The 24,428-nt window shown below is 63.1% G+C and carries 17 protein-coding genes, 1 tRNA gene and 1 pseudogene; 10 read left to right on the plus strand and 9 right to left on the minus strand.

All coding sequences use genetic code 11. From position 1 onward, the window contains the following. Window positions 1-58 precede the first annotated feature (58 nt). Window positions 59-1,033 carry an ABC transporter ATP-binding protein gene (locus QRN22_RS01980; RefSeq protein WP_042554768.1) on the plus strand — a complete coding sequence of 325 codons (975 nt, stop codon included), beginning with the start codon at window positions 59-61 and terminating at the stop codon, window positions 1,031-1,033. Continuing rightward, the gene (locus tag QRN22_RS01985; protein ID WP_042554767.1) at window positions 1,033-2,001 is read left to right on the plus strand and encodes a peptide ABC transporter ATP-binding protein; all 969 of its coding nucleotides are present in this window, start codon (window positions 1,033-1,035) and stop codon (window positions 1,999-2,001) included. Before QRN22_RS01980 ends, QRN22_RS01985 begins: the two co-directional genes overlap by 1 nt. A 181-nt stretch (window positions 2,002-2,182) precedes the next feature. Here the strand turns inward: QRN22_RS01985 and QRN22_RS01990 are convergent, their stop codons facing one another. The 7 genes from QRN22_RS01990 to rtcR form a co-directional block, all read right to left on the minus strand. Beyond that, window positions 2,183-4,705 carry a PepSY domain-containing protein gene (locus QRN22_RS01990; RefSeq protein ID WP_042554766.1) on the minus strand — a complete coding sequence of 841 codons (2,523 nt, stop codon included), beginning with the start codon at window positions 4,703-4,705 and terminating at the stop codon, window positions 2,183-2,185. A gap of 160 nt (window positions 4,706-4,865) precedes the next feature. Further along, entirely contained in the window at window positions 4,866-7,085 is a 2,220-nt protein-coding gene (locus tag QRN22_RS01995; RefSeq protein ID WP_042554765.1) for a TonB-dependent receptor, read from the minus strand. 165 nt (window positions 7,086-7,250) lie between these two features. After that, window positions 7,251-8,345, minus strand: a complete 1,095-nt coding sequence (locus tag QRN22_RS02000; RefSeq protein WP_042554764.1) for an alpha-hydroxy acid oxidase — start codon at window positions 8,343-8,345, stop codon at window positions 7,251-7,253. 2 nt (window positions 8,346-8,347) lie between these two features. After that, entirely contained in the window at window positions 8,348-9,028 is a 681-nt protein-coding gene (locus QRN22_RS02005; RefSeq protein ID WP_042554763.1) for a Fe2+-dependent dioxygenase, read from the minus strand. Between the two features lie 160 nt (window positions 9,029-9,188). Next, window positions 9,189-9,653 (minus strand): hypothetical protein, encoded by a 465-nt coding sequence (locus QRN22_RS02010; protein ID WP_156152735.1) that lies wholly within the window; start codon window positions 9,651-9,653, stop codon window positions 9,189-9,191. A 259-nt stretch (window positions 9,654-9,912) separates the two neighbouring features. Then, window positions 9,913-11,247, minus strand: coding sequence for an NADP-specific glutamate dehydrogenase (gene gdhA / locus QRN22_RS02015; RefSeq protein ID WP_042554761.1), 1,335 nt, complete (start codon window positions 11,245-11,247; stop codon window positions 9,913-9,915). A 197-nt stretch (window positions 11,248-11,444) separates the two neighbouring features. Beyond that, on the minus strand, window positions 11,445-13,052 hold the full coding sequence (rtcR, locus tag QRN22_RS02020; protein WP_042554760.1) for an RNA repair transcriptional activator RtcR: 1,608 nt from the start codon (window positions 13,050-13,052) through the stop codon (window positions 11,445-11,447). Window positions 13,053-13,299: 247 nt separating this feature from the next. On the opposite strand from rtcR, the gene QRN22_RS02025 reads away from it, so the two are divergent. From QRN22_RS02025 to rtcA, 8 genes and pseudogenes are all read left to right on the plus strand, one after another. Then, the gene (locus QRN22_RS02025; protein ID WP_042554759.1) at window positions 13,300-14,850 is read left to right on the plus strand and encodes a vWA domain-containing protein; all 1,551 of its coding nucleotides are present in this window, start codon (window positions 13,300-13,302) and stop codon (window positions 14,848-14,850) included. A gap of 300 nt (window positions 14,851-15,150) precedes the next feature. Beyond that, window positions 15,151-15,273, plus strand: a tRNA-OTHER gene (locus QRN22_RS02030). 241 nt (window positions 15,274-15,514) lie between these two features. Then, complete coding sequence (locus QRN22_RS02035) at window positions 15,515-16,741, plus strand: RtcB family protein (protein ID WP_042554981.1); 1,227 nt, start codon at window positions 15,515-15,517, stop codon at window positions 16,739-16,741. Between the two features lie 9 nt (window positions 16,742-16,750). After that, window positions 16,751-17,329, plus strand: a complete 579-nt coding sequence (locus QRN22_RS02040; RefSeq protein WP_042554758.1) for a hypothetical protein — start codon at window positions 16,751-16,753, stop codon at window positions 17,327-17,329. Window positions 17,330-17,344: 15 nt separating this feature from the next. Further along, window positions 17,345-18,133 (plus strand): nucleotidyltransferase domain-containing protein, encoded by a 789-nt coding sequence (locus QRN22_RS02045; protein WP_042554757.1) that lies wholly within the window; start codon window positions 17,345-17,347, stop codon window positions 18,131-18,133. A 99-nt stretch (window positions 18,134-18,232) separates the two neighbouring features. Beyond that, window positions 18,233-19,684 (plus strand): PBS lyase, encoded by a 1,452-nt coding sequence (locus tag QRN22_RS02050; RefSeq protein WP_231570189.1) that lies wholly within the window; start codon window positions 18,233-18,235, stop codon window positions 19,682-19,684. Between the two features lie 26 nt (window positions 19,685-19,710). Beyond that, window positions 19,711-19,833, plus strand: a pseudogene (locus QRN22_RS02055) (DNA polymerase beta superfamily protein); the annotation flags it as partial. 194 nt (window positions 19,834-20,027) lie between these two features. Further along, window positions 20,028-21,053: an RNA 3'-terminal phosphate cyclase gene (gene rtcA, locus QRN22_RS02060; protein ID WP_042554755.1), complete on the plus strand. Its 1,026-nt coding sequence runs from the start codon at window positions 20,028-20,030 to the stop codon at window positions 21,051-21,053. 180 nt (window positions 21,054-21,233) lie between these two features. On the opposite strand, the gene QRN22_RS02065 is transcribed toward rtcA, so the two are convergent. Next, window positions 21,234-21,731 carry a hypothetical protein gene (locus QRN22_RS02065; protein WP_285401068.1) on the minus strand — a complete coding sequence of 166 codons (498 nt, stop codon included), beginning with the start codon at window positions 21,729-21,731 and terminating at the stop codon, window positions 21,234-21,236. Window positions 21,732-22,471: 740 nt separating this feature from the next. Further along, entirely contained in the window at window positions 22,472-24,136 is a 1,665-nt protein-coding gene (gene ettA / locus QRN22_RS02070) for an energy-dependent translational throttle protein EttA (protein WP_042554753.1), read from the minus strand. Window positions 24,137-24,428 lie beyond the last annotated feature (292 nt).

The following is a 24,428-nucleotide window of genomic DNA, read 5'->3' on the forward strand; positions in this document are numbered from 1 at the left end:
TGAATAACCTCCGCATCACTATCCACCAGGCGCCTCGCCTGCAGATGGAGGCCGCCCGATGAGCCTGCTGGAAATCCGTAACCTGAGCGTGCGCTTCGGCGACGCCAACGCCGTACCGGTGGTCGACGGTCTCGACCTGAGCGTCGACAAGGGCGAAGTGCTGGCCATCGTCGGTGAGTCCGGCTCCGGCAAGTCGGTGACCATGATGGCGCTGATGGGCCTGATCGACTCCCCCGGCATCGTGCGCGCGGACCGCCTGGTCTTCGACGGCACCGACATGCTCACCCTCAAGGGCCGCCAGCGTCGCCACATCGTCGGCAAGGATCTGTCGATGATCTTCCAGGACCCGATGACCGCGCTGAACCCCAGCTTCACCGTGGGTTTCCAGATCGAGGAAGTACTCCGCCAGCACCTCGGCCTCAAGGGCAAGGCAGCTCGTCAGCGAGCCCTGCAACTGCTCGAACGGGTGGAGATTCCAGGGGCGGCGAGCCGCCTCGAGGCCTACCCGCACCAGCTGTCCGGCGGCATGAGCCAGCGCGTCGCGATCGCCATGGCGATCGCTGCCGAGCCCAAGCTGCTGATCGCCGACGAACCCACCACCGCCCTGGACGTGACCATTCAGGCGCAGATCATGGAGCTGCTGCTCGACCTTCAACGCGAGCAGAACATGGGCCTGGTGCTGATCACTCACGACCTGGCCGTGGTCGCCGAAACCGCCAACCGGGTCTGCGTGATGTACGCCGGCCAGGCGGTGGAGCTGGGCCAGGTGCCGGCGCTGTTCGATGCGCCCACCCACCCGTATACCGAGGCGCTGATCAAGGCGATCCCCGAACACAGCCTGGGCGCCACTCGCCTGTCGACCCTGCCCGGCATCGTACCCGGGCGCTACGACCGGCCGCATGGCTGCCTGCTGTCGCCGCGCTGCCCTTACGTGCAGCAGAGCTGCCGTGACCGCCGCCCGGCCCTGGAACCCCACGAGCGTGGCGCCGTGCGCTGCCATTTCCCGCTCAACCTGAATGCCGAGGTGGCGTGATGACGACCGTCCTGACCGCACGCGAACTGACGCGTCACTACACCGTTTCCCAGGGGCTGTTCAAACCCAGTGCCACGGTGCAGGCGCTCAATGGCGTGTCCTTCGAGCTGCAAGCTGGCAAGACCCTGGCCGTGGTCGGTGAATCCGGCTGCGGCAAATCCACCCTGGCCCGTGCCCTGACACTGATCGAAGAACCCTCTTCGGGCTCGCTGCAGATCGCCGGCCAGGAAGTCGCGGGCGCCAATGCCCAGAAGCGCAAGCAACTGCGTCGCGACGTGCAGATGGTCTTCCAGAACCCCTATGCCTCGCTCAACCCACGCCAGAAGATCGGTGATCAGCTGGCAGAGCCACTGCTCATCAATACCGGTCTGTCACGTCTCGAACGTCGTGAGAAAGTCCAGGCGATGATGAGCCAGGTGGGCCTGCGCCCCGAGCACTATCAGCGCTACCCGCACATGTTCTCCGGCGGCCAGCGCCAGCGTATCGCCCTGGCCCGCGCCATGATGCTCACCCCCAAGGTGCTGGTGGCCGATGAGCCGACCTCGGCACTGGACGTGTCGATCCAGGCGCAGGTGCTCAACCTGTTCATGGACCTGCAGGAGGAGTTCAAGACCGGCTACGTGTTCATCTCCCACAACCTCTCGGTGGTGCGCCACGTAGCGGACGACGTGCTGGTCATGTACCTCGGCCGCCCGGCGGAGATCGGCCCCAGCGAGCGCATCTACGAACGCCCGCTGCACCCGTACACCAAGGCATTGCTGTCGGCCACGCCGACCATCCACCCGGATCCGGCCAAGCCGAAGATCAAGATCGTCGGTGAACTGCCCAACCCGCTGAACCCGCCATCGGGTTGCGCCTTCCACAAGCGCTGCCCCTACGCTACCGAACGCTGCCAGAGCGAACTTCCGCTATTGCACCCGCTCGATGGCCGCCAAGTGGCCTGCCATCACGCCGAGCAGTTTCTCTGACCGCACGTCGGGCACAGCAGCACGCTGCGCCCGACGACTCAGGCAGCCAGCGTGACGAATGCAGCAGCGGGTCAGGAGGTCAGCTCGACGGTGGCAGCGGGCGGGGACGCCTAGCCATGCCCGCGATTAGCGCACGGGCCGCCCCCACTTCAGTACTTGCCCATAACGACAGAGCGAGCCCTCAGTACACATCCCGCCGGTACCGTCCCTGCTCCACCAGCTCCTCGACCACCGCCTCGCCCAGCACCTCGCGCAACACCTGATCCACCCCCGCCGCCATGCCCTGCAGGCTGCCGCACACATAGACGGCAGCGCCATCGGCGATCCATGCACGTAGCTCCTCGGTTGCTTCACGCAGGCGATCCTGCACGTAGATGCGCTGTGCCTGATCGCGGGAGAAGGCCAGATCAAGACGCTGCAGCTGGCCGCCGTTCGACCAGCCCTGCAGTTCCTCACCGCAGTAGAAATCGTGCTCGACACTGCGCTCGCCAAACAGCAGCCAGTTGCGCGTATGGCCTGCCGCGATGCGTGCTTTGAGCAGGCTGCGCAGACCCGCCAGGCCCGTGCCGTTGCCGATCAGGATCACCGGTCGATCATCCACGGGAGCATGGAAACCACTGTTGCGACGCACCCGCGCCAGCAGCTGTGCACCGACCGGCAGATGCGCGGTCAGCCAGCCGGAGCCCGCGCCCATCTGCCCGTTAGCAAGGTGTTGCTGGCGTACGATCAGCTCCAGCTTGCCCTCCTCGGGCAAGGACGCGATGGAGTACTCGCGGCTCGCCAGCGGCACCAGCGCATCGAGCAGCGCCTGGGCATGCAGACCAACCAGATGGCTGGCGCTGAACGGTAACTGACGAGCGCTCAGCGCCTCGCCAAGCGTGTGCCCCAACGGCTCGATGACCACGGATTCCAGTGCCTGCAAGCCATGCTCGTGCAGCCAGTGACGAACCTGAGCCTCGCCATTGCGCGGCACAATCTCCAGGATATCGCCGGCCTCCCACGAGACGCCGGTCGGTGGCTGCAAGCCGATCAGCCAGGTGCTCTGACCCTGGCCGTGGGGATTGAGGCATTCACGCGCGCGCAGCGTCCAGCCATCGAAGGGTACGTGCTGCACCGGTAGCGGCTGCACGCCGGTCAGATCGGCCAATTGCCGTTGCCAGGCGAGCAGCGCCGCCTCGTCGTCACCGTCGACCTCGACACGCTCGCCGAGACGCAGGGCTCCACGGCTGTACAACCAGTCGTCGAGGCGCCGGGCAAAGCCGCAGAATTGGCTGTACTGCCGATCACCGAGAGCCAGTACCGCATAGCGCAGCTGCGGCAGATCCAGGGTCGCCGCCAGCCATTGCCTTTCCACGCCGCGAGCGCTATCCGGCGCCTCGCCGTCGCCAAAGGTGCTGAGCACCAGCAAGGCACGGGGCGTGGTACTCAGCCTGGCGGTATCGATGCGCGCCAGCGGCTGCACCTCCACCGTCATGCCGGCCGCCTGCAACTGCCCGGCCGTCTGCCAGGCCAGTTGCTCGGCGAAGCCGCTCTGGCTGGCGAACCCCACCAACCAGGATTCACCGCCTTCGCCACCAGCCAGCGCCTGGCGGGCTGCCAGCGCCGCACGCTTCTTGCGTCGTCGGTCCAGGTACAGCAACCAGCCGGTGATGAAGAACAATGGCATCAGCAAACTGGCGACCATCATCAGCACCCGCCCGGGCATGCCGAAGTACTCACCGGTATGCAGGGCGTAGACACTGGCCAGCAGTTGCGCCTTGAACGACTTGTCGGCGTAGCGCTCGACCTGCTTGGCTTCGCCGGTCAGCGGGTCGAGCTGCATCTGGTTGAAGGCGCGCGTGTGCTCGGCGTCGCGCAGCATGAAGAACACCCGCGCCGGCTGGCCGAGTGCATTGGGCAGTTGCAGGCTGTAAACGCCGAGCTTGTCGCCCGCCGTTCGCTGAATGCCTTGCCAGAGGCTCGCGTAGTTCACCTCAGGCATTGGCTGGCCATCGGGCGGCGGGCCGCGTCGGCCGCGCCCCTCGCCTGCCTCACGGGGCGTATCGCTGAGCAGGGTTTCCAGGCCGCTGCGGTACCAGTCGTATGACCAATACAGGCCCGTCAGCGCCGCACACAGATAAAGCGGCAGGCACCAGGTGCCGACCACTGCATGCAGATCCCAGTTGAAAGCACGGCCCTTCTTGGCCCAGTCGAACGTCAGCCAGGCGCGCCAGCTGAACACCCGCCGCGGCCAGCGCAGATAGAGCCCGGACAGGCAGAAGAACACCAGGGCGATGGTACAGGCGCCGGTGATCTGCCGGCCCGTCTGGCCCATGGCGAGGAAGCGATGCAGTTGCAGCATCAGACCGAAGAACGCCATGCCCCGCGGCTCGCCCAGTGACTCGGCGGTGTAAGGGTCGACGAAGCGCACACCGCCACGTCGCTCACCCGGCGGCGGGGTCAGGAACACCCGCGCTGGCTGGCCGCCTTCGGTATCCACATAAAGGCCGGACACACCGATGCCCTGAGCCTGCAGCCGCTCGATCATCTCGCCGGGCTCGAGTACCGATCCCGGCTGCGCCGTCACCGCCATCTGCGGATTGATCGCCAGCAGGATTTCCTCCTGAAAGCTGTACAGCGCACCGGTCACGCCCATCAGGGCAAGCACCAGGCCGGCAGTGATGCCAAAAAACCAGTGCAGTTGGAACAAGACTTTCTTGAACACGATTAACACTCAGCAGATGGACCTGACATGAAACCGCGCGACTCTAGATGAGAATCATTTGGAATGCTCGATATTTACCCGACCTTTACAGCCATCCATACCCCACCTGCGAGAAAGCCCCGCCAACGCTGGTGCGTTGGCGGGGCTGGTCAGGCTTGAATCAGAAGTTGTAGGTCGCAGACAACAGGGCAGAACGGCCATCGCCATATTCGATAGCTGAAGAACGTGCCACCGCACCAGCCTGCTGGCGCACCCGCTCGACGTAATCCTCATCGAACAGGTTGTTGACGTTGAGCTGCAGATCCAGATTCTCGTTGACCTTGTAGGCAACCATGGCGTTGTGCAGCCAGTAGTCATCCAGTTTGGCGCGCGTGCTGGAGGTCACGTTGCGCTCGCTGACGTAGCGAGCGCCGTAGCCGATGCTCCAGCCTGCAGGCAGCTCGTAGGTTGTCCACAGGTTGAAGGAGCGTGGCGGTGTATTGCCCAGCGCCTGCCCTACGCGCCCCACACCTGCCGGAGTATCGGCGGCCTTGAGCGTCTCGCTGTCGAGGAAGGTGTAGTTGGCGAACACATCCCACTGTTCGGTCACATGACCGGTCAGGCCCAGCTCGAAGCCATCGACACGCTGTTTGCCCGCCAGCTGCGTCGAGCCGTCGGACATGGTTTCCCGCGCGTTGCTCTTCTCCACCCGGAATACCGCCGCGTCCAGTTCCACTCGGCGGTCGAACAGCTCCCACTTGGTACCCAGCTCCCACGTCTCGTTCTTTTCCGGGTCCAGGTTCGCTGTCGCGACGGTCAAGCCACCGCCTGTAGACGCCAGGTTTTCGGCCGACGGGTTGAAGGAGTTGCCCCAGGCGACATAGAACCGTCCGTTCTCCACAGGCTTGTAGACCAAACCGACGCGGCTGCTGGCCTTGCGATCATTGGAGTCGAAGCGGGTGGTTGGCTGCTGCGTGGCATTGAAGGCGCGGGCTTGGCCGTCCATCCAGTCCACCCGCACGCCGCCATTGAGGTCCCATTGCTCATTGAGCGCAATGGTGTCGAAGACGTAGATCGCCTTGTCGGTCAGCTTGGTCTCGGTGTAACCGCTGTTGGCCTTGTTGGTCGCACCGCTCCAGTACTTGGGAGGATTGCCTAGATTGGCAACCGGATAAGGCGCCGCGCTGGTCAGGTTGTAGCTGTAAGTGCGCAGATCCAGAGTCTCGCGGGAAATTTCCGCTCCGACCACCAGATTGTGCGCCAGGCCGAAGGTATCGAAAGCCGCCTTCAGGTTGGTCTGGTTGATCCACATTTCAGTCTCGGCATCGCGGCCATAACCTTGCGGGCCCGCTGGCCGGTAACTGCCTGCCGGCAACCCGGTGGTATTGACGTGGGACGCCGACACCGTGGTATCGCGGTTGACCAGGCTGTAGCGAGTCAGGTTCTGGATGCTCAGGTCATCGTTGAACTCGTGCTCGAAGTTGGCGGTGAACGCGCTTTGCTCAATCTCTTCCTTGTCGAGGTTCTTCCAGCCGAAGTAGGCCTCGCGATCGACACCGGCCAGGCGCTTGCCGTCCAGTGCCGGCACGCCATAATCCGGTAGGTTGTCGTCCTGCTGGTGGTGCAGGCTGAGGGTCAGACGGGTGGAGTCGCTCAGCCCCAGGCGCAGCGACGGGGCAATTCCCCAGCGCTTGCGGTCGATCTCGTCGCGCCCCGCTACGTCGTTCTTGTGGCCCATCAGATTCAGGCGCACGGCGCTGTCGGTCCCCACACCTTCGAGCGGCTGGTTGGTGTCGAGCGTCATACGGTAGTAGCTGTCGGTGCCCACGCTGCCACCGATACGCGTGAAGGCGCGATCCTGCGGCTGCTTGCTGATCACGTTGATGCTGCCGCCCGTGGTGCCGGCGCCACCGAATACCGAGTTCGGGCCCTTGATCACCTCGACCTGATCGATGTTGAAGGTGTCGGTGCGGCTGGTCTGCGCGCTGTCACGCAGGCCGTCGATCTGCATGTTGGCGTTGGCACTGAAGCCACGAATGTTGATGCTGTCACCCGAACCACCACCGCCCTCCCCGGCGTTGAAGGTGATACCGGACACATTGGACAGCACCTGGCGCAAACTCAGCGCCTGCTGCTCCTCGATGAGTTTCTGCGGCACTACCGTGATGGTCTGTGGAGTATCGAGCAAGGGCGTCGCGATCTTTGCCGATGCAGACTGCTCGACCCGGTAATTTTCCTCCTGCTGGCCCTGAATCCTTACGTCACCGAGCTCGAGCGAGCCTGGTTTGGTGGCCGATTGGGCAACCGCACCCCACGCACAAGAAGCCAAGGTAAAGCCGATGGCCGAGGCCAGCAGGCTAGGTTGAGGACGACGCGTTAGCGATTTTTTTATGTGCAACATGAAAGCTCCCCCCGAAAAGTCGTGAAGAGCAAATGATATATACTACCATAAGCTAATTACAATCATTCTCATTGGCGGCATGCATCGGTTCGATCTCGAATGGCGGCTGACGCGCAGGGCCAGCGCTCCAGCCTTGCTCATCAGTGGAGCCGTCCTGTTGATCGGTCAGCGTGCCAGCACCTGTTTGTCGATGGCTGCCAGATCACGGCAACCGGTCAACGCCATGGCCACCTCCAGCTCGGCACGCAAGAGCTGGATCACATGGGCCACACCAGCGGCGCCGGCAGCGGCCAGGCCATAGAGGTAAGGCCTGCCGATCAGCACCGCATCGGCGCCCAGCGCCAGCGCCTTGAGGATGTCGCTGCCGCGCCGAATGCCACCGTCGAACAGCAGCGGCATTCGGCCCTGCAGTGCATCGGCAATCGGCTCCAGGCAGTCGAGGCTGGCAGCCATGCCATCGAGCGTTCGGCCGCCATGGTTGGACACGATCAAGCCGTCCACGCCCTGCGCCAGGGCTTCATTGGCGTCATCCACTTCGGTGACCCCCTTGAGTAGCAGCGGCAACCTGGTGATCGAGCGCAGCCAGCGTATATCTGCCCAAGTCGGCGCCGCAGCGAGCAGGCTGCCACCGAGCAGCAAGGCGCCGTTGTCCGGTGCGGGTTTGATGACGGGCGTGCGCATGCCCTGCAGATTGACTGCCTGCACACCCTCAGGCAGCACGAACCCTGCACGCTGCTCGCGGTTGCGCACGCCGTTGACCGGCGCGTCCACCGTCAGCACCAGCGCACGATAACCGGCCGCTTCAGCGCGCCGTACAAGGGCTTCGGTAAAAGCCCGGTCGGGCTGGATGTACAGCTGAAACCACAACGGGTTGCTGGCCGCTGCGGCAATCGCTTCCAGGCTGGTGCTCGCCTGAGTGCTGACGATCATCCCGGCCTGCAAGGCCGACGCAGCCATTACCGTGGCCAACTCGCCCGCCGGATGGGCGAGCTTCTGGTAAGCGACCGGCGCCAGCAGGATCGGGAAATCGTGGGTGACGCCAAACAGTTGCCTGCGGGTATGCCCCCCACTGAGGTCACGCAACACCCGGCTGCGCAGGCGCAGGTGCTGGAAGGCCGCGACGTTGGCCTGCAGGGTCAGCTCATCGGCAACGCCGCCGTCGATATAGGCCCAGGCCTGCTCGCTCATGCGCGTCTGGGCGATGGCGCGATAATCGCTGACCGACGCGATGCCCGGCGGTATCTGCTGCACGATTTCCATGCTCAGGTATTCGCCCAGTGCCGCAGCAGGTTGTGATACACGCCCGTCAGGCGCACCGCCTCCGGGCTTTCAGGCAGTTGCCGGGTGACGCCCTGAATCGCCTGATCCAGTTCGAACAGCATGCTGCGCTGGCTGTCCCCGCGGACCAGGCTCTGAATCCAGAAGAACGAGGCGAACCGCACGCCGCGGGTCACCGGCATGACACGGTGCAGGCTGGTGCCGGGATAGAGAATCAGGTGCCCGGCAGACAGCTTCACGCTGTGGCTGCCATAGCTGTCCTCGACCACCAGCTCACCGCCGTCGTACTCGTCGGGGTCACTGAAGAACAGCGTCGCGGAGAGATCGCTGCGCACCCGATGTGGCGTGCCGGGCACACTGAAAATGGCATTGTCGACATGGTTGCCATAGGTGCCGCCACCCTCGTAGCGATTGAAGCGCGGGGGCAGCACCTTGAGCGGCAATGCCGCAGAGACGAAGAGCGGATTGGCGCCCAGGCAATCGACGATGAAATCGCCAATCTGCACGGCCAGGGGATCGTCGTGAGCGAGCTGCCGATTATCCTTGGCGCGCTGAGCGACGTGTCCGGCGGTGCCGCGACCATCCTGCCAGGCCGCCTGCTCAAGCGCCGCGCGGCATTGGCGCAACTGCTCGGGCGTCAGCACATCGGGGAGGGTCAACATCATGATCGGGATCTCGCGGGCACCTTAAAGATAATGATTCTAAGGCGCAACAAGCGAGCGAGAGAAGCCTGAGAAGGCAAATAAACGGCGATCGCTCACCGAAGCGAGGCAATCGTCGTCGCCCTCCAGAGCGCGGTACGTGAGTGTGGCCCGCTGAGCAGCGTCAACGCAGACGCTGGGTCTCGAACGGCCTGGCGAGGATGAACAGATCCCGGGCGATGGTTTCCGGGTACTGATCCACGGGCAGTGCCTTGGGCAGGTACAGCGCCGCCGCGTCCAGGGTGGCCAGCGCGAACTCCGGCTCGATGGCGCAGGCGCGGAACAGATGGGTGATCGCCTCGACCTCGGCGGCACTGGTGCAATTGACCCGCCGCCCGCCAATGAACGCATTGAGCTGATCGCAGACCTTTTCCGGCTGCAGCCCGGTGGCCTCGGCCTCGAGCAGCGACAGCCCCAGGTCCTCTTCACTCATGGGATCGAGCATCGCCAGCCCAGCGGTCGGCTTGACGATGGCGGACATGCTGGAGCCGGGCACGGCAGCGCCGACTTCGATGGGGAAAGGACCATTCACGCTTTGATAGAAGCGGACGGCCATCGCGCCTTCGAGCATTCCAGGGATCGATTTCATTGCACGACTCTCGCTAATCCAGTTTTGTTCTGACCCGCGACGACATCCTGCTGCCGCAACGGGGAGGCATTTTCATCCTCTTGTGTGTAGGAGTCGTGACAGTGGGAGATGGTTGAGTGTTTTTTGCCGAGCGGACTGACCGGTGGTCAGCCTGGGCTGGGCGGCGAGTGATCGCCTGCTTGACCGGAACGCCGGCGGCCACCGGCGCACTCATGAAACAGAACGCGCGGCAGGATTGCCCTGCCGTGCGTCAGAGGCGTTAAACCACGCCCTGAGCCAGCATCGCATCCGCCACTTTGACGAAGCCGGCGATGTTGGCGCCTTTCACATAGTTGATGGTGCCGTTTTCCTCGCCGTGGCGTACGCAGGCGCCATGGATGGACTGCATGATGCCGTGCAGCTTCTCGTCCACCTCGCCTTCGCTCCAATGCAGGCGCATGGCGTTCTGCGACATTTCCAGGCCGCTGACCGCAACGCCACCGGCATTGGAGGCCTTGCCCGGTGCGAACAGGGTGCCGTGCTCGATGAACAGGTCCACGGCGTCCAGGGTGGTGGGCATGTTGGCGCCTTCTGCGACGCACACGCAGCCATTGCCCAGCAGTGTGCGGGCATCATCCAGGCTCAGCTCGTTCTGGGTGGCGCATGGCAGGGCGATGTCGCACGCCAGGCTCCACGGCCGTTGACCGGCCTGGAAGCGCAGGCCGTTGCCCTCCAGCTCGCGGATGCGGCCGCGCTGCTGGTTCTTCAGCACCATGAGGTCCTGCCACTGCGCCTCGCTGAAGCCCGCTTCGGCGTACAGAGTGCCCTCGGAGTCGGACAGCGAAATGACCTGCCCACCCAGCTCCATGACCTTGCGTGCGGCGTATTGCGCCACATTGCCGGAACCGGAGATCGCCACGCGCTGACCGTCGAAGCTGCGGCCACGGGTCTTGAGCATTTCCTCGGCGAAATACACGCAGCCATACCCCGTCGCCTCCGGGCGGATCAGGCTGCCGCCATAACTCAGGCCCTTGCCGGTGAGCACCGAGGAGAACTCGTTGGCCAGGCGCTTGTACTGCCCGAACATAAAACCGATCTCGCGGGCCCCAACGCCGATGTCTCCGGCCGGCACATCGAGATCCGCACCGATATGGCGGTACAGCTCGCTCATGAACGACTGGCAGAAACGCATCACTTCGGCGTCGCTCTTGCCCTTGGGGTCGAAGTCCGCCCCGCCCTTGCCGCCGCCCATGGGCAGCGAGGTCAGGGAGTTCTTCAGGGTCTGCTCGAAGGCCAGGAACTTGAGCACGCTGAGGTTCACCGACGGGTGAAAGCGCAGGCCGCCCTTGTAAGGGCCGATGGCACTGTTCATCTGCACCCGAAAGCCACGATTGACCTGCACCTGACCCGCATCATCGACCCACGGCACGCGGAACAGCACAGCCCGCTCAGGTTCGACGATGCGCTCGACGATCCCGGCCTGCAGGTAATGAGGATTGGCCTCGAGAAACGGCCACAGGCTGCGCAGCACCTCTTCCACCGCTTGGTGGAATTCCGGCTGATCGGGGTCGCGCTGCTTCAGGCGATCGAGAAAACGGTCTACGGAAAGCGTCATGAAAAGCTCCTGGCGTCCCTGCGCCGCGAAAAAGTTGCCGCGACTCTAGCAAGAACGACACGCCCTAAAAAAGGGCAAAATGACGCTTTTATGAAAGTTTTTGGTGCCAAGCTATAAATAAACCGCCGTAACCCAGATAAATTCGCGACCTTTAAGCACGAATTTAGTGCGTCACAAGCACCAAAAGAGCACCTCGCTCAATCGACCTGCCGCAGCGCTTTCCAGTCGAGGCCGAATCGCGCCAGGTACTTGCGCAAGCGATCGGCATCGTTGGGCTGGGCTCTGGCCTGGCGGGAGATGTCGAACAGGCGCCGCCCCGCGTCGGACAGGCTGTCAGCCTCGCGACAAACCGCAATCACCGCGCGCAGTTGCAGGCGATCGAACAGATCGAGATCCGCTGCCGATCCGCCCAGCAGCTCGTCCAACTCGTCGTTCTGGTCAGCCAGCCCCCAGGCGCGACGCAGGCGTTCGATTTCCTCCTGCACCTGGGCTTCATCGATTCGCCCGCTGTCGGCCAGGGTAGCCATGCGCGTGATGGAGGCGGAAAGCTCCCGGAAGTTACCTTGCCAGGCTGCGTCGCCAGAGCTGGCGAAGGCCAGGTAGCGGCGCCGCGCCTCCAGGTTGAAGCGCACCAGGCGCCCCTGCTCGCGAGCATGGCGCTGCAGCTCGAAGTCGATGTTCGGCTCGATATCCTCGCGACGCCCGGCCAACCCTGGCAGTTCGAAGGTCCACAGGTTGATACGCGCGAACAGGTCCTCACGGAACACGCCCTGCGCGACCCGCGCCCGCAGGTCCCGGTGGGTACCGGCAATGAGCAGGAAGTCGCTGGCCACTTCCTTGTCGGAGCCGAGCGGGAAAAAGCGCTTCTCTTCGACGGCCTTGAGCAGCATGGCCTGCTCATCCAGCCCCAGCTCGCCGATTTCGTCGAGAAACAGCATGCCGCCATCGGCCGCCCGCAACAGACCGTCACGGGCATTCTGCGCGCCGGTGAAGGCCCCCTTGATATGACCGAACAGGGCTGACATGGCGCCGTCACCGCGCAAGGTCGCGCAGTTCACCTCGACGAAACGACCCTCGACCTGATGCCGACTGCGTTTGAGCTCGTAGATGCGCCGAGCCAGAAAGGACTTGCCCGCACCGGTCGGGCCGATCAGCAGCATGGGCGCCCTGGAGCGCACCGCCACCCGCTCGATCTGCTCGATGGAACGGTTGAAGGCGGCATTGCGCGTCGCGATCCCCGACTTGAGAAAGGCCAGCCCCTCCAGGCGCTCGTGCTGGAAACGGCTGGCGATACGGTCGTAGCGCGACAGGTCGAGATCGATCAGCGCATGGGTACCGGTGACCTGAGCATCGTCATCACGCTTGCGTGCTGGCGAGGTCTGCACCAGACGCGCCGGCAGGTAGCGCGCCTCGGTGAGCAGAAACCAGCAGATCTGCGCCACGTGGGTCCCGGTGGTGATGTGCACCAGGTAATCCTCATGCTCGGTGTCGAACGCATAGGCACTGGTGAAATCGTGCAGCGCCCCATAGACCTCTTCGAAATCCCAGGGATTGCGCAGAGGCATCGGCCGCAGGCGCACCTCGGTTTCCGGGGATATCTGCTCGATATCGGCACGCACGCGCTCAGCCAGGCTGATGTCGCGTGCATCGGCGCCATGAATCAGCTCGAGGCGATCGATGAGCAGATCCGGCTGCTGACACAAGCCAATGCTGGGTCGCCATTTGTTCCAGCGGTTGGCGCCCTTGCCCACTCGATCCAGGGTCGCGCCGATGAAACCGATTGCGACCGTGCGCTTGCGTGCCATGTCAGCTGCCTCTTGATTTTACGGATGGAAGACGATTTTCAAATTTTATCTAAAAATATAAAACACTATCCATTCATCTATAAAAATCAGAGATAACCCACCAATCGCTTCGTCAAATAATCCTCAAAAAATAAATTTAAATCCTTGTAAATCAGTTATTTGAAATTAAATAAGCGCAAAAAACGAAAAGCTGGCACAGCGACTGCAATAGCTCTGGCAACACGGAAACACAGAGCGAGACGCCAAGATGGCCAACTTCAAGCTGTTCAATACCCAGGAAGCGCACCTGCCAACCAGCGATACGCTGAACAAGGCACAGGCTCCGGCTTATACCTACAAGCCCAAGCACAAACTGGCGCAACTGGCGGTAACCGGCTGCCTGAACCAGACCTACTACGCCGCGGCCGAGACCCAACTGGCCGACGTGCTGGCGCTGGTCGCTCAACTGGATAGCCGCTACGTGGCCAAGGCCGCCCTGTATGCCCGCAAGAAAGGCCACATGAAGGACATGCCCGCCCTGCTGCTGGCTGCCCTGGCGGCGCAACGTTCGAGCCTGGTACCGGCGCTGTTCGCCGAGGTGGTGGATAACGGCAAGATGCTGCGCACCTTCGTGCAGATCCTGCGTAGCGGTGTGACCGGGCGTAAATCCCTGGGCTCGCAGCCCAAGCGACTGGTGCAGAACTGGCTCAACACGGCCAGCGAGCGCCAACTGCTGCAGGCGGCGATCGGCAACCAGCCCTCCCTGGCAGACGTGGTGAAGATGGTTCACCCCAAGCCGGCAGAAACATGGCGCGAGGCGTTCTTCGCCTGGCTGATCGGCAAACCGGCGGATGTCGCTGCGCTGCCACCGCTGACCCGCTCCCTGCTGGCGTTTCGCAGCGGCACCAGCAGCGAACTGCCGGACGTGCCATTCCAGTTGCTCGGTAACGAGACGCTGAACAAGGCGCAATGGGCCGAACTGGCAGGACGTATGGGCTGGCAGGCACTGCGCATGAACCTGAACACGCTGCTGCGCCATGGCGCATTCGAGATCAGGGGTTGCGCGGAGATCGTCGCCGCACGGCTGGCCGACGCAGAGGCGGTGGCCAAGGCGCGGGTTTACCCCTACCAGCTGCTGGCGGCCTACCGCATGGCCAGCAGCGAAGTACCGCTGGTGGTGCGCGAAGCGCTGCAGGATGCCTTGGAGCTGTCGCTGGCCAACGTGCCGGTGCTGAGCGGCAACGTGGTGGTCTGCCCGGATGTGTCGGGTTCGATGGCGAGCCCGGTAACCGGCTACCGCCAGGGTGCGACCACGGCGGTGCGCTGCATCGACGTCGCGGCACTGGTGGCAGCGGCTATCCTGCGCAAGCAACCGCATGCCCAGGTGCTGCCGTTCGAGAACAAGGTGGTGAAGGTAACGCTCAACCCGCGTGACAGCGTGATGAGCAATGCCCAGAAACTGGCGGCAATCGGTGGCGGCGGAACCAGTTGCTCGGCCCCCCTGCAACAATTGGCGGACGCCAAGGCCCGGGTGGATACATTGATTCTGGTTTCCGACAACGAATCCTGGATCGACGCCCGACGTCATGGCGCCACGCAAACCCTGCGGCAATGGGAACGGATCAAGCACCTCAACCCGCAAGCGCGGTTGATCTGCATCGACCTGCAGCCCCATGGCACCACCCAGGCGCCGGATCGTGCAGACATCCTGAATGTCGGCGGCTTCAGCGACGCGGTGTTCGATGTGGTGGCACAGTTCGCCAACGGTACCTATGGCGCAGCCCACTGGGTAGACGCCATCGAGCAGATGGAGATATGAGAACGCACCCAGCCAATGAGGGCTGGGCGTACAAGATCAACGATTTCGAGCGCATACGAATGCCGATGGGACTACATCCAAGGCGTCTCGTCACACACTTGTCGAATGCGAGCGAAAGGCACGAATGCCAGTGGCTGTACATCGGTTAAGCGGGTTCGATTCCCGCCCGTGGCAACACGGAACAGTCACTCATCTTGTCGTGCCACCTGATTCAACGGTTTTGCGACGAATGCCGGTGGAACTACACCCTTCCACGGTCGAGATGCGGGTTCGAATCCCGTCGGCTCCATCACTGGGGGGCCGTAGTTCAATGGCAGAACACGAAAATACGTTTCACCACCTTTGTCGTCGCATCTTTAAACAACGCAGCGAATGCGGCCGGGCATTCCATCGGAACTGTGGGTTCGAATCCCACCTTGCGAAAGCAAGACGCTCATCTGGCAGAGCGCATGCCCGCTGAACTTGTCGCTGCACGGAGGCTTAGCCTCCACTTTTTGATTGATCCGGCGAATGCCGGTGGAACTACAGAACGTGAAGGTTGCGGGTTCGACTCCCGCCCCGGCTACGGGTAGCTCAACTGGATAGAGCAACGCGCATGTTTCACCAACGATTGTCGCCGCACTGCGAACGCTGGCACGGCCAGCACGAATACGAGTGAATGATGATGCAAACCAAGACCTACAACCTGCTGGAAGTCGCCAACGGCAAGCCGATCAAACTGTGGACGCAAGGCGTTCCGGTCGAGGAAGAGGCCCGCCAGCAACTGATGAACACCGCGAAGATGCCCTTCATCTTCAAGCACCTGGCCGTGATGCCGGATGTGCACCTGGGTAAGGGCTCGACCATCGGCAGCGTGATTCCCACCATCGGCGCCATCATCCCGGCTGCGGTCGGCGTGGATATCGGCTGCGGGATGATCGCCGCACGTACCTCGCTGACTGCCACCGACCTGCCGGACAACCTGGCCGGGCTGCGCGCCGCCATCGAGAAAGCCGTTCCCCATGGCCGCAGCAACACCCGCGCCGGTCGCGACCGTGGTGCCTGGGAAAACGTACCGGACCTGGCGGATCACGCCTGGTCGGCGCTGAGCGATCGCTTCAAGGTGATCACCGACAAATACCCGAAACTGGAGAAGACCAACAACCGCAAGCACCTGGGAACGCTGGGAACCGGTAACCACTTCATCGAGGTCTGCCTGGACGAAGCCAACCGGGTCTGGTTCATGCTGCACAGCGGATCGCGCGGTGTGGGTAACGCCATCGGCAACCTGTTCATCGAACTGGCCCAGGCCGATATGCGCCAGCACATCGCCAACCTGCCGGATCGCGACCTGGCCTACTTCGAAGAAGGCAGCCAGCACTTCGCCGACTACGTGGAAGCGGTGGGCTGGGCCCAGGACTTCGCCAAGCAGAACCGTGCATTGATGATGCATGCGGTGATCGCAGCGGCCCGGGGCGTCATCGCCAAACCGTTCGAAGTCGCCCTGGAAGCGGTCAACTGCCACCACAACTACGTGCAGAAGGAGCGCCACTTCGGTGAAGAGGTACTGGTAACGCGCAAGGGGGCGGTGTCCGCCAAGAAGGGCGAACTGGGCATCATCCCTGGCTCGATGGGCGCCAAGAGCTTCATCGTGCGCGGGCTGGGTAACGAGGAAGCGTTCTGCTCCTGCAGCCACGGCGCCGGCCGAACCATGAGCCGCACCAAGGCCAAGAAGCTGTTCACCGTGGCCGACCAGATCAAGGCCACGGCCCACGTCGAATGCCGCAAGGACGCCGACGTGATCGACGAAATCCCGATGGCCTACAAGGACATCGACCATGTCATGGACGCCCAGCGCGAGCTGGTAGAAGTCATGCACACCCTGCGTCAGGTGGTGTGCGTGAAAGGATGAGGTGAGGACATGCTGCAACCCGTACGAAACCAGCGACTCGATGAACTGCGCACCCGCCTGGAACAGGCGGGCTGCGTCTTTGACTTCGCGGTGGCAACGCTCGACCCAACCGCCACGCCAGGCGAAGCGGAACATCGCCTGGCGCTGCAGATGCTCTTCGAGACCATTGAGGAGCGCGCACGAATTTGGCGGCAGGAGCTGATTGCACGCGAGCCCCGCTATGCCGAGCAGCGCTGGCAACCTGTGCCAGCGAATCTGGCCCAGGCTCGCCCGCAGGTGCTTACGGCTGATGACGTGCGTGAATTGATCAGCGACGACGGCCTGCTGTGCCGAAACTTCCGCGATCCTCCCTACGGGACCGGGCTGCAGGTGACGGACTTCCGCGAGTGGCTGCAGATGCTGAAGCTGCACCCCGACGAGGGACTGCAGGTGTTCGACTGGGTCGGCAATGCAGACGTCGAACCGCAGCGCAGCAGTTGGAGCAGCTACTTCGACGACGGCAAGGAATGGTGGGGCATCTGGTGCCTCACACTGTACAACCCGCGACGCCGAACATTGTCCGCGCTGGCCGCCAGCGCGACGGATTAGACAAGGATCGAACACATGGACATGCAACAACGCCACCCCCTCAGCGACGCCATGCGCGCTCGGGTACTGGCTGAACTCGAACGGGTCGAGCGCGAGCGCAACGTCAAGGTGCTGTACGCCTGCGAATCGGGCAGCCGCGCCTGGGGGTTCGCTTCGACCGATAGTGACTATGACGTGCGCTTCGTCTACGTGGAAAAGCCGGACTGGTTCGTCCAGGTCGATGAAGGCCGTGACGTGATCGAGCGTCCACTGGATGACGAGCTGGACGTCAGTGGCTGGGAGCTGCGCAAGACCCTCGGGCTGTTGCGCAAATCCAACCCCACGTTGCTGGAGTGGCTGGACTCGCCCCTGGTGTATCGCCAGGAAGGCGACGCCACGGTGCGGCTGCGCGAACTGGCCGAACGGTTCTACAGCCCGCCGGCAGCGCGCAACCACTACCTGTCGATGGCCAAGAAGAACTTTCGTGGCTACCTGCAAGGCGAGTCGGTGCGTTTCAAGAAGTACTTCTACGTGCTGCGCCCGCTGCTGGCCGTACGCTGGATCGACCAGGGTCGCGGCCGGCCGCCAATGACCTTCGCCGACCTGCTGCAGACGGTGGACGACCGTGCACTGCTGGAGGAAGTCGACGAACTGCTGGCCCTCAAGCGCAGGGCCGATGAGTCGGCCTATGGCCCTCGGCGCACGGCCCTGCACGGCTTTATCGAGGCGCAGCTGGAACGGCCGGTGCCGAAACTGCCGCGCACCAAGGCGGACAGCGGCATGCTGGATGACTACCTGCGCGAGATGGTCAGGCACTACGCCTGAGCCGCGTTCTTGACCCGGGTCGAGCGAAGCGATACCCGGGGCGATATCTCGGGTGTCGCTTTGCTCGACCCAGGCCACCGCGGAGCGTGGGACCGATCGATGGCCCACAAAGCTCGACCATGTCATGGACGCCCAGCGCGAGCTGGTAGAAATCATGCACACCCTGCGTCAGGTGGTGTGCGTGAAAGGATAGAGAATATGAAACATCTGAAAGACTGGCTGCAGTGGCTGAACAGCCGCCCGGCTTCCGATAATTATTGGGAAAACTATCGTCACCGCGAAGCATTGGAAGTCCTCGCAGGCTGCAAGGACGACGCCGACTGGCTAACGCTGAGCAGTCACGGCAATGGCTTCGTGCGCGAGATCGCGGTGCGTGAACTGCGCGAGTTGCCGTCGCCAGCAGCTTTGGCTGCCCTGCTCGAACGGGTCAACGACTGGGTACCGCCGGTACGCCAGCAGGCCAATGCCGGCGTACGGCAATATCTTATGTCCGAGCATGCGCCAACGTTGCTGTATGCCCTGCAGCCCCTGATGGCGCTTGCAGAACGTCACCGCGCCGATCACAGCAAAATGCTGGAGGCAGCGCGCACGGTGTTGCAGGGGCCCGAAGTGCGCGATGCGGTGCTGGCAGCATTCCTCGTACAGCACGGCAAAAGCGCCCGGTTTCTTTTCGAGCTGTTGCTGGAAGCAAGCGACGAGCCAACCAGCCTGCTCGGCAAGGCACTGGTGCATCGTGAGATGACAGTACGACAAATGGCGGTGTCGGCCTGCCAGATGCTGCCAGCGGATCTGGCGCGTCCATTGTTGCTGAGGGCTTTAGCGACACCGGGCGCCAGTGTTCGGGTCAATGCCTTGCGGTATCTGCTGACGTCGCTCGATGACCCACGCCCATTGCTGCGCCAAGCGCTGCTGGATGCGTCACCTGCAGTACGCAACCTGGCACGCTGGGCTGCTCCACGCTGGCAGATCGACGCACGCGAAGTACTGGGTGCCCGCCTCGACCAGCGGACGCCAGCCAACAAGCGCGAATGGCTAGGGTTGCTTGGCCTGGCTTGCGAGCTGGCGGTCGACCTGGACGACCGCTGGAAAGACCAGGCCCAGCAGGCGCCCATGAGCAGCGTGCGTCTAGCTGCTGTCGAGAGCCTGAAACAGGCGGATCTATCGAGGCAGTTGGTAGCACTGGATGACGCCTGCGACAAGGTGTTCGCCAAAGCGGTAGAGCGCTTGAGTTCGCAGGACTGGAACGAGCTGGCCAGCGAACTCGACGCCAGGCTGGATCATGGATGGTATGAGCTAACCAACAGGCGGCGTGCGGCAATACTCGGGATGCGGCCACGCTGGCAGCAACTGAAGTACCTGTTGATACGCCTGGATAGAATCCCTGAAGAACAAGGGTATTGGCTGGAGCAACTGAGCGTCTGGTGCAGCAAACAATACCTGATGGTCGACCCGACAACCTCGAAGGGCGAACGAGCAGCGTTACTGCAGCGTGTCGAACGACTTGAAGCCGATGGACTTGTATTGAAAGGCAGTTCCGAACGATTGCGTTAAGCGCGTAATGAAGAAAGGAAATGGACATGGCAACGGAAGAACGCCACCCCCTCAGCGACGCCATGCGCGAGCGGGTGCTTGAAGGGCTGCAACGCGTCGAGCGCGAGCGCAACGTCAAGGTGCTGTACGCCTGCGAGTCGGGCAGCCGCGTGCTGGATGAATACCTGCGCGAGATGGTCAGGCACTACGCCTGAGCCGCGTTCTTTACCCGGGTCGAGCGAAGCGATACCCAGGGCGATATCTCGGGTGTCGCCTGCTCGACCCAGCCTACCGCTGAGTGGGACGCGGAGCGTCCCGATAGGTATTCCCACGCGGAGCGTGGGAACGATCAAAGGATTCACAGATGAACAAGGACATTCTCGAACTGGATGGCGCCATCGGCGGCGGCCAGGTGCTGCGCACCGCGCTGAGCCTGTCGATGATTACCGGCACGCCATTGCGTATTCACAACATCCGCGCCAAGCGCAGCCGGCCGGGCCTGCTGCGTCAGCACTTGACCGCCGTACTGGCTGCCGCGCAGATCAGCACGGCCGAGGTCGAGGGTGCGCAGATGCACGCCACTACCCTGACCTTCCGCCCGCAGGCAGTGCGCGGCGGTGACTACCGCTTCGCCATCGGCTCGGCGGGCAGTTGCACCCTGGTGCTGCAGACCATTCTGCCCGCCCTGCTGCGTGCCGCCGAACCGAGCCGCGTACATATCAGTGGTGGTACCCACAACCCGGCGGCACCGCCTTTCGACTTTCTCGATCAGGCCTGGCTGCCGCTGCTGCGGCGCATGGGCGCGCAGGTCGAACTGCAATTGCACCGCCACGGTTTCGTGCCGGCCGGTGGAGGCGAACTGGAGGCCTTCATTCAGCCCTCGCAACTGCTGCCGCTGCACCTGACCGAACGCGGTGCGATAACCGGGCAGCACGCACAGGTGCTGCTGGCCGGGATCGCCGGGCATGTCGGTGAGCGCGAACTGGAGCGTGTCGGCAAGCGCCTGAAGTGGGCGGACGAGGATCTGCACTGCACCTGGCTGGATCACAGTCACGGTCCCGGCAACATCCTCATGCTGACGGTGGCCTGCGAGAACCTGACGGAACAGTTCTGCGCCTTCGGACAGACCAGCGTGCGGGCCGAAGCGGTCGCTGACCGGGCCATCGAACCGCTGCGTCAATGGCTTGCCAGCGAGGCGGCGGTAGCCGAGCACCTAGCCGACCAGCTCTTGCTGCCCATGGCACTGGCGGGTGCGGGCAGCTTCACCACCACGCACCTGAGCGAGCACCTGCAAAGCAATATCCAGGTGATCGAGGCCTTCTGCCCGGTGACCGTCAGTTGCACGCCAACGGACAAGGCACTGCGGGTCGAGGTCAGCAGCCGAGCGTAGGAACCTGGATCCTGCTCCAGAACATAGGGTGGAGTTCGTATGCCCATGGCTCGACGGTGACAAAACAGAAACGGTCATCCAGCGATTGATCGTGGGAACGGGCCATGCCCGTGATTTTTCGCGGGCATGGCCCGCTCCCACAGGTACCTGAGCCGAATGGCCGCGCGCGTCACTTTTCGGTCATTGCGCAGGCATTTCGTCGAAGGTCGCGAACCTCGACTGGAGTTCGTATGCCCATGGCTCGACGGTGACAAAACAGAAACGGTCATCCAGCGATTGATCGTGGGAACGGGCCATGCCCGTGATTTTTCGCGGGCATGGCCCGCTCCCACAGGTACCTGAGCCGAATGGCCGCGCGCGCCACTTTTCGGTCATTGCGCAGGGTATTTCGTCGAAGATCACGAACCTCGACTGGAGTTCGTATGCCCATGGCTCGATGGTGATAAAGCAGAAACGGTCATCCGGACATTGATCGTGGGAACGGGCCATGCCCGTGACGCTTCGCGGGCATGGCGCGCTCCCACAGGTACCTGAGCCGAATGGCCGCGCACTCCCCTCGGTCATCGCACAGGGTATTTCGTCGAAGATCACGAACCTCGACTGGAGTTCGTATGCCCATGGCTCGATGGTGATAAAGCAGAAACGGTCATCCAGCGATTGATCGGGGGAACGGGCCATGCCCGTGATGCTTCGCGCGCATGGCGCGCTCCCACAGGTACCTGAGCCGAATGGCCGCGCGCGTCACTTTTCGGTCATCGCACAGGGTATTTCGTCGAAGGTCACGAACCTCGACTGGAGTTCGTATGCCATGGCTCGACGGTGACAAAACAGAAACGGTCATCCGGACATTGATCGTGGGAACGGGCCATGCCCGTGACGCTTTGCGCGCATGGCGCGCTCCCACAGATACCTGAGCCGAATGGCCGCGCACTCCCCTCGGTCATTGCGCAGGGCATTTCGTCGAAGATCGCGAACCTCGACTGGAGTTCGTATGCCCATGGTTCGATGGTGACAAACAGAAACGGTCATCCAGCGATTGATCGTGGGAACGGGCCATACCCGTGACGCTTCGCGCGCATGGCGCGCTCCCACAGGTACCTGAGCCGAATGGCCGCGCACTCCCCTCGGTCATCGCACAGGGCATTTCGTCGAAGATCGCGAACCTCGACTGCAGTTCGTATGCCCATGGCTCGACGGTGACGAAACAGAAACGGTCATCCGGACATTAATCGTGGGAACGGGCCATGCCCGTGATTTTTCGCGGGCATGGCCCGCTCCCACAAGCAATACACCAATGTCCGTTTCCCGCTCTGCGGCCACTGCACTTGAGATTGCATCGAAAAGTCGGAAATAGGCTCCAGGCTCGAAATGCACGCATAAAAAACGGAGCCCTGAGGCTCCGTTTTCTACAGCAGCGCTTACTGCGCCAGTTTCTTGTGCCGTACCCGGTGTGGCTGGGCAGCGGCGTCGCCGAGGCGCTTCTTGCGGTCGGCTTCGTACTCGGTGTAGTTGCCCTCGAAGAACAGCACGCCATCGTCCTCGTAGGAGAGGATGTGGGTCGCCACGCGGTCCAGGAACCAGCGATCGTGAGAAATCACGATGGCGGCGCCAGGGAAGTCCAGCAGTGCGTCTTCCAGCGAACGCAGGGTTTCCACGTCGAGGTCGTTGGACGGTTCGTCGAGCAGCAGGACGTTGGCGCCCTCCTTCAGGGTCAGGGCCAGGTGCAGGCGGCCACGCTCACCACCGGAGAGGTCCTTGACGAACTTCTGCTGGTCAGCGCCCTTGAAGTTGAAACGCCCCACGTAACCACGGGACGGCACCTCGTAGTTGCCGATCTTGATTTGATCCAGGCCATCGGAAACCGCTTCCCAGACCGACTTGCTGCCGTCCAGGTCGTCGCGGCTCTGGTCCACGCAGGCCAGTTGCACGGTGTCGCCGATCTCGATGCTGCCGGAGTCCGGAGTCTCCTTGCCCATCAGCATGCGGAACAGGGTCGACTTACCGGCACCGTTACCGCCGATCACGCCGACGATGGCGCCCTTGGGTACGCTGAACGACAGGTCCTCGACCAGCACGCGGTCGCCATAGCCCTTGGTGACGTTCTTGAACTCGATGACCTTGTCACCCAGGCGCGGCCCGGCCGGGATGTAGATTTCGTTGGTCTCGGCGCGTTTCTGGAATTCCTGGGACTGCATTTCCTCGAAGCGTTGCAGACGAGCCTTGGATTTCGACTGGCGGGCCTTGGCGCCTTTGCGCACCCACTCCAGCTCTTCCTTCATGGCCTTCTCGTGGGCCGACTGCTGCTTGGACTCCTGGGCCAGACGGGACGATTTCGCCTCCAGCCAGCCGGAGTAGTTGCCTTCGTACGGGATGCCCGCGCCGCGGTCGAGTTCGAGAATCCAGCCGGCGACGTTGTCGAGGAAGTAACGGTCGTGGGTAATGGCGACCACGGTACCCGGGAAGTCGTGGAGGAAACGCTCCAGCCAGGCCACGGAGTCGGCGTCCAGGTGGTTGGTCGGTTCGTCCAGCAGCAGCATGTCGGGGGCCGACAGCAGCAGGCGGCACAGGGCCACACGACGCTTCTCACCACCGGACAGGTGCTCGATCCTGGCGTCCCAGGCCGGCAGACGCAGGGCATCGGCAGCGACTTCCAGTTGACGCTCCAGGTTGTGGCCATCGCTGGCCTGCAGGATGGCCTCCAGCTTGGCCTGTTCGGCGGCCAGCTTGTCGAAGTCGGCATCCGGCTCGGCGTAGGCGGCGTACACCTCATCGAGGCGCGCTTGGGCGTCCTTGATGCCGCTCACGGCTTCTTCCACCGCTTCACGCACGGTCTTGTTCGGGTCGAGCTGCGGCTCCTGCGGCAGGTAGCCGACATTGATATCCGGCATCGGACGGGCTTCGCCGTCGAACTCGGTGTCTACCCCGGCCATGATGCGCAGCAGGGTCGACTTACCCGCACCGTTCAGGCCGAGCACGCCGATCTTGGCACCCGGGAAGAACGACAGGGAAATGTTCTTGAGGATCTCGCGCTTCGGCGGCACGACCTTGCTCAGCCGATGCATGGTGTAGACGTATTGAGCCAAAATTCAGACCTCACTAATAAATGGCAACGATGGCGCGCACCCTATGCGAAGACGATGCGTCACGCAAACGGAGAAATGTCGCGCAGGGCCACCAAGCCCGGCAGCCCGCACGCTGGAACGGCAAGACTAGCCTATGCCATTCGACAGCGTCGGGGCACGCCACAGGGAGCGTTGGTGCGCAGGCGCAGCAGCATCTATAAAGGAAGAGATCATTCGAGAAGCTGCGGCGAACCCACGTAGCGGCATTTTCGGCGATCTTGCAGCAGCGAGAAAGGGCCAGTTGACACACGAC

The sequence above is a fragment of the Pseudomonas sp. MEJ086 genome, from assembly GCF_030209025.1.
Classification (GTDB): domain Bacteria; phylum Pseudomonadota; class Gammaproteobacteria; order Pseudomonadales; family Pseudomonadaceae; genus Aquipseudomonas; species Aquipseudomonas fulva_A.

Excerpts from the sequence above, each read along its gene's own strand:
- QRN22_RS01980 (WP_042554768.1), top strand. The coding sequence starts at position 59 with ATGAGCCTGCTGGAAATCCGTAACCTGAGCGTGCGCTTCGGCGACGCC.
- QRN22_RS01985 (WP_042554767.1), top strand. The coding sequence starts at position 1,033 with ATGACGACCGTCCTGACCGCACGCGAACTGACGCGTCACTACACCGTT.
- QRN22_RS01995 (WP_042554765.1), bottom strand. The coding sequence starts at position 7,085 with ATGTTGCACATAAAAAAATCGCTAACGCGTCGTCCTCAACCTAGCCTG.
- QRN22_RS02000 (WP_042554764.1), bottom strand. The coding sequence starts at position 8,345 with ATGGAAATCGTGCAGCAGATACCGCCGGGCATCGCGTCGGTCAGCGAT.
- QRN22_RS02005 (WP_042554763.1), bottom strand. The coding sequence starts at position 9,028 with ATGATGTTGACCCTCCCCGATGTGCTGACGCCCGAGCAGTTGCGCCAA.
- QRN22_RS02010 (WP_156152735.1), bottom strand. The coding sequence starts at position 9,653 with ATGAAATCGATCCCTGGAATGCTCGAAGGCGCGATGGCCGTCCGCTTC.
- gdhA (WP_042554761.1), bottom strand. The coding sequence starts at position 11,247 with ATGACGCTTTCCGTAGACCGTTTTCTCGATCGCCTGAAGCAGCGCGAC.
- rtcR (WP_042554760.1), bottom strand. The coding sequence starts at position 13,052 with ATGGCACGCAAGCGCACGGTCGCAATCGGTTTCATCGGCGCGACCCTG.
- QRN22_RS02025 (WP_042554759.1), top strand. The coding sequence starts at position 13,300 with ATGGCCAACTTCAAGCTGTTCAATACCCAGGAAGCGCACCTGCCAACC.
- QRN22_RS02035 (WP_042554981.1), top strand. The coding sequence starts at position 15,515 with ATGCAAACCAAGACCTACAACCTGCTGGAAGTCGCCAACGGCAAGCCG.
- QRN22_RS02040 (WP_042554758.1), top strand. The coding sequence starts at position 16,751 with ATGCTGCAACCCGTACGAAACCAGCGACTCGATGAACTGCGCACCCGC.
- QRN22_RS02045 (WP_042554757.1), top strand. The coding sequence starts at position 17,345 with ATGGACATGCAACAACGCCACCCCCTCAGCGACGCCATGCGCGCTCGG.
- QRN22_RS02050 (WP_231570189.1), top strand. The coding sequence starts at position 18,233 with ATGGCCCACAAAGCTCGACCATGTCATGGACGCCCAGCGCGAGCTGGT.
- rtcA (WP_042554755.1), top strand. The coding sequence starts at position 20,028 with ATGAACAAGGACATTCTCGAACTGGATGGCGCCATCGGCGGCGGCCAG.
- QRN22_RS02065 (WP_285401068.1), bottom strand. The coding sequence starts at position 21,731 with ATGGCCCGTTCCCCCGATCAATCGCTGGATGACCGTTTCTGCTTTATC.